The organism is Accumulibacter sp., from assembly GCF_032229525.1.
Taxonomy (GTDB): domain Bacteria; phylum Pseudomonadota; class Gammaproteobacteria; order Burkholderiales; family Rhodocyclaceae; genus Accumulibacter.
In genome coordinates this window covers 1-4,872 of sequence record NZ_JAVTWB010000226.1, presented here as the reverse complement: position 1 = coordinate 4,872, position 4,872 = coordinate 1, and the positions used below count along the sequence as shown (strand labels likewise).

Annotated in this window: 3 protein-coding genes; all 3 read right to left on the bottom strand. The window is 65.2% G+C overall.

What is annotated here, in order from left to right:
* On the bottom strand, positions 1-3,020 hold a 3,020-nt coding region (locus RUW20_RS17980), incomplete at its 3' end, for an efflux RND transporter permease subunit (protein WP_313953598.1).
* On the bottom strand, positions 3,020-4,108 hold the full coding sequence (locus RUW20_RS17975) for an efflux RND transporter periplasmic adaptor subunit (RefSeq protein WP_313953597.1): 1,089 nt from the start codon (positions 4,106-4,108) through the stop codon (positions 3,020-3,022). The genes RUW20_RS17980 and RUW20_RS17975, both read right to left, overlap by 1 nt.
* A gap of 500 nt (positions 4,109-4,608) precedes the next feature.
* A partial coding sequence (locus tag RUW20_RS17970) for a hypothetical protein (RefSeq protein WP_313953596.1) occupies positions 4,609-4,872 on the bottom strand: 264 nt, incomplete at its 5' end.

Genomic DNA, 4,872 nt, shown 5'->3' with positions numbered 1-4,872 from the left:
ACCGGCGTGAAATAGAGTGTCAGGAACTGCGAGAAGAGCAGCCCGCCGACCACCGCCAGGCCCAGCGACTGCCGGCTGGCGCCGCTGGCGCCAAAGGCCAGGGCGATCGGCAAGGTGCCCAGCAAGGCCGCCATGGTGGTCATCATGATCGGCCGGAAACGCACCAGGCACGCCTCGTAGATCGCGTCATGCGGTGCCTTGCCGTGGCTACGCCGCGCCTCGAGAGCGAAGTCGATCATCATGATCGCGTTCTTTTTGACGATGCCGACCAGCATGATGATGCCGACGTAGCCGTACATGTCGAGTTCGCGCCCGAAAATCGCCAGGGTGACCAGCGCGCCCAGCCCGGCGGTCGGCAATCCCGAGAGGATGGTCAGCGGATGGATGGTGCTTTCGTAGAGGATGCCCAGCACGATGTAGATGACGAACACCGCCATCAGCAGCAGGATGCCCATGCCGGCCAGCGATGACTGGAAAGCCTGCGCCGCGCCCTGGAAGCTGCCAAGCAGCGTTTCGGGGACGCCAAGCTTCTCCTGCATGGCGTGGACCTCGGCGATGGCGGTCGACAGCGACACCCTCGGCGCCAGGTTGAACGACAGGGTGACCGCGGGCACCTGCCCCTGATGGTTGATGGTCAGCGGTGCGACGCCGGTGCTCAGGCGGGTGACCGCGTTGAGCGGCACCAGCGCCCCTTTGCTCGAACGGACATGCAGCAGCGCCAGGGCAGCCGGGTCGGTCTGGAATTTCGGCTCGACTTCGAGGATCACCCAGTATTCGTTGGTCGGTGTGTAAATGGTCGACACCTGGCGCTGCCCGTAGGCGCTGTACAGCGCATCCTCGATCTGCGCCGGCGTCACGCCCAGCGCGGCGGCCTTGTCGCGATCGATTTCCACCGCCACCTTGGGCGTGCGGATCTGCAGATCGCTCGAGACGTCCTGCAGCCCCGGCAGCCCACGCAGTTTTTCCTCGAGGATCGGCGCCCAGTGATGGAGCTCGTCGAGGTCGGCGTCCTGCAAGGTGTACTGGTAGAGGCTCTTGGTCAGCCGACCGCCGATGCGAATGGTCGGTACGCTCTGCAGGAAAACCTTGATTCCCGGCACCGCGGTCAGCTGCGGTCGCAGCTCCTGGATGATCTTGTCAGGACTGGCGCGCTGACCGTAAGGCTTGAGGACGATCAGCATCCGCCCCAGGTTGAGCGTCTGTGAGAAGCCCGAGGTACCGATAAAGGACATCACCGTGGCAACGTTCGGATTGGCCTGCACCAGCCGCGCCACCTGCCGCTGCTTGTCCATCATGGCCTCGAATGAAACGTCCTGCGCCGCTTCGGTAAAGGCGAAGACCTGCCCGATGTCGTCGCTGGGCAGGAATCCCTTGGGCGCGTTGACGAACATCGCGGCGGTGGCCACGACCACCAGCAGGAAGGCCACCATGGTCGCCCGCGGCCGCGCCAGAACCCATAGCAGACTGCGGTCGTAGGCACCCCGCCAGGCCTCGAAGAAGCGCTCGGAGAGCTGGTACAAATGACCGTGCCGGGCGTGCTCGGTCGGCTTCAGCAGGTGCGCGGCGAGCAAGGGCGTCAGCGTCAACGAGACGAAGCCGGAAACCAGCACCGCGACCATGATCGTCACCGCGAACTCGTGTAGCAGGCGGCCGAGAATGCCGCCCATGAACAGCACCGGGATGAACACCGCCACCAGCGACAGGGTCATGCTCAACACCGTGAAGCCGATCTCCTCGGTACCCTTGAGCGTCGCCTCGAGTGGCGTTTCACCCATTTCCATATGGCGGGTGATGTTCTCCAGCACCACGATGGCGTCGTCCACCACCAGACCGACGCACAGGGTCAGCGCCATCAGCGAAATATTGTCGAGGCTGAAACCGAGCAGGTGCATCACCGAGAAGGTGCCGATGATCGACATCGGTAGCGCCAGGCTGGGGATCAGCGTCGCCGAGACGTTACGCAGGAAAAGGAAGATGACCATCACCACCAGCGCCAGGGCCAGCAGCAGGGTGAACTTGACGTCCGCCACCGAGGCGCGGATCGACTGCGAGCGGTCGTACATGACGTCGATCTTGATGCCGGTCGGCGCCTGCTCGCGGAAGGTCGGTAGCAGCTTGCGGATGTTGTCGACCAGTTCGACGGTGTTGGTTCCCGGTTGACGCTGGATGGCCAGAATCACCGTCCGTTCATCGTTGTACCAGGCGGCGTACTTGTCGTTCTGCACGCCGTCGAAGACCCGCCCCAGCGCGCCCAGCCGTACCGGCGCGCCATTGCGGTAGGCGACGACCAGCGGCCGGTAGGCGGCGGCGTCATTGAGCTGGCCGGTGGCCTCGAGCGAAAAGGCGCGCTGACTGCCGTACAGCGTTCCGGTCGGCTTGTTGACGTTGTGGCTGGCGATCGCCTGCTGCACTTCGTCGATGCCGATGCCGCGGGCAGCCAGCAGGTTCGGGTCGAGCTGCACCCGCACCGCATAGGTCTGGCTGCCGAAGACCTGCACCTGGGCGACCCCGGCAATGGTCGACAGGCGCTGCGCGATCCGCGTCTGCGCGTATTCGTCCACCGCCGACAGCGGCATGGTCTCCGAACGGGCCACCAGGTAAAAGACTGCGGCGTCCGCCGGGTTGACCTTGCGGAACGACGGCGGCGTCGTCATCTCCGGCGGCAACTGCCGCAGGGCCGTCGAGATCGCCGACTGCACGTCCTGCGCGGCGGCGTCGATGTTGCGATTCAGCGAGAACTGCAGGGTGATCGCGGTCGTGCCGACGGCACTGGTCGAGGTCATCGATTCGAGCGCTGGAATGGTCGAGAACTGCTTCTCGAGCGGCGTCGCCACGGCGGCAGCGATGGTCTCGGCGTTGGCGCCGGGCAGGTTGGCGCTGACCGTGATGGTCGGGAAATCGACGTTGGGCAGGTCGGAAACCGGCAGCAGACGGTAGGCGATCAGGCCGAAGACCAGAATTGACAGCATCACCAGCCCGGTCATCACCGGGCGAAAAACAAAGGGCCGCGAGATGTTCATCAGGACTTCCCGGCGGCGTCCCTGATCGCTACCGGGCTACCCGGCAGCAGCCGCGACTGGCCGTCGACGACCACCGTTTCTCCGGCCGCCAGGCCCTCGGCAATCAGCGCCTCGGCGCCGACAGTGCGCTCGACCACCAGATAACGCAATTGCGCCTTGCGCTCGGCGTCGACGACGAACACGTAGCTGCCCTTGGGGCCGGTCTGCACCGCATCGGCCGGGACGACCAGCGCATCGGCCCGCTCACCAAGAGCCAGCTGCGCGTGCACGAACTGCCCCGGCCACAAGCCCAGATCGCGGTTCGCGACGCTGGCGCGCAGCTTGACGGTGCCGCTGGCGGGGTCCACCGCGTTGTCCACGAAAGCGAGCGTACCGCTGGCCTCCACCGCCTTGCCGTCGGCGTCGCTGGCGACGACCTTCACCAGCCCTGCCCCGGCACCACGAACCTGCGCCAGATATTGCTCGGGCACCGAAAAATTGACGAAGATCGGCTGCAGCTGGTTGATCAGCACCAACGGATTGCCGTCGTTGGCCTTCACCAGATTGCCTTGCTGGATCATGATCCGCCCGGCCCGGCCGGTGATCGGCGCGCGGATGGTGCAGTAGTCGAGCTGCAGCCGGGCGCTATCGACCGTGGCGCGAGCCGCCGCTGCATTGGCCAGTGCGCTGTCGAGGTTGGTCTTGTACTGCTGATAGCCATCGGCGGAAATGAAGCGTTGTCGCAGCAAGTCCTGGTAGCGGGCATCCTGCGTTCGCGCCTTCGCCAGCAAGGCCATCTCGCTGGCCAGCTTCGCCTCCGCCTGCCTGAGCTGCGCCAGCGCCGGACGGCGATCGATCTCGAACAGTACCTGGCCGGGCTTGAGTTCGTCACCGTCGGCGAAAGCCACCTTGACAATCTGTCCGTCGATGCGCGACTTCACCGCCACGCTGGCGATCGCCTCGACGGCGCCGATGCCTTCGACGCTCAACGGCACCGTCTTGCGCTGCGCATTGACGACCACCACGGGAACGCTCGCTTCGCTTGCTTTCGCCGCCTTGGCCGCGGGCTGTTGGTCGGCCCCGCAGCCACCGAGCAGGCTGGCAAACACGGCGGCGATCGCCAGCAAGAAGCGGGATCTGGCGCTTCGGCAGCGGCTGGGGCTGGTGCAACGAGTGCTATTGGCCATATCTGCGACGAGCCCGGTAAGGTGCTGGCTGAGAAGCATGCGAGCATAGCGCCTGGCGAGGTCTTTGTGCACAACGCCGTACGGACGCACCGGGAACAGCGCTGCAAGCCAGCAACACGCGAAACACCGACCAGCTGCGCACAACCGTGCCCCCCCGCCACTGCGACCTGAGGAGATACCGATAAACGATCAGAGGGGCGCGCTCGCCGTCACTCCATGAAGCTCGGCGTGGTACGCCCCCCGACCCTCAGCGCTGCTGGCCATGCACCGCTTTCAGCACAGACTGATTTGTTCCTGGGTAACGGTGACGTGCTGGATCTGGGACAGGAACGTGCATCGAACCCCTAAGCTTGCCGTAGGGGATCCGGGGGGGGTGGCGCAAACCGCGTTGTCGAGGTGTCGCTCTGCTGCCTGAGTCCTGCTTAGGCGTTTTTGAACAAGGCTTCCAGCCATCGCAAGTCCTGCTGCAACAAGTCTTGACTGCAATCGCGCATGCCCTTGAACGGAACGTCGATTCCCTGCTGGCGCAACTCCTCCTGCAGGATGCGCATCAGAACGCCCGAGGGTGCGGCAAGGCGCCCCGGATCAGCCGTGTCGCACTGCAGGTGGACGGCACAACCCGGGCTCTGCGGATTGCCTCCGAGGATGGCCAGCAAGCGGCAGTGGTGGTTCTGGTAGTCCCGAAG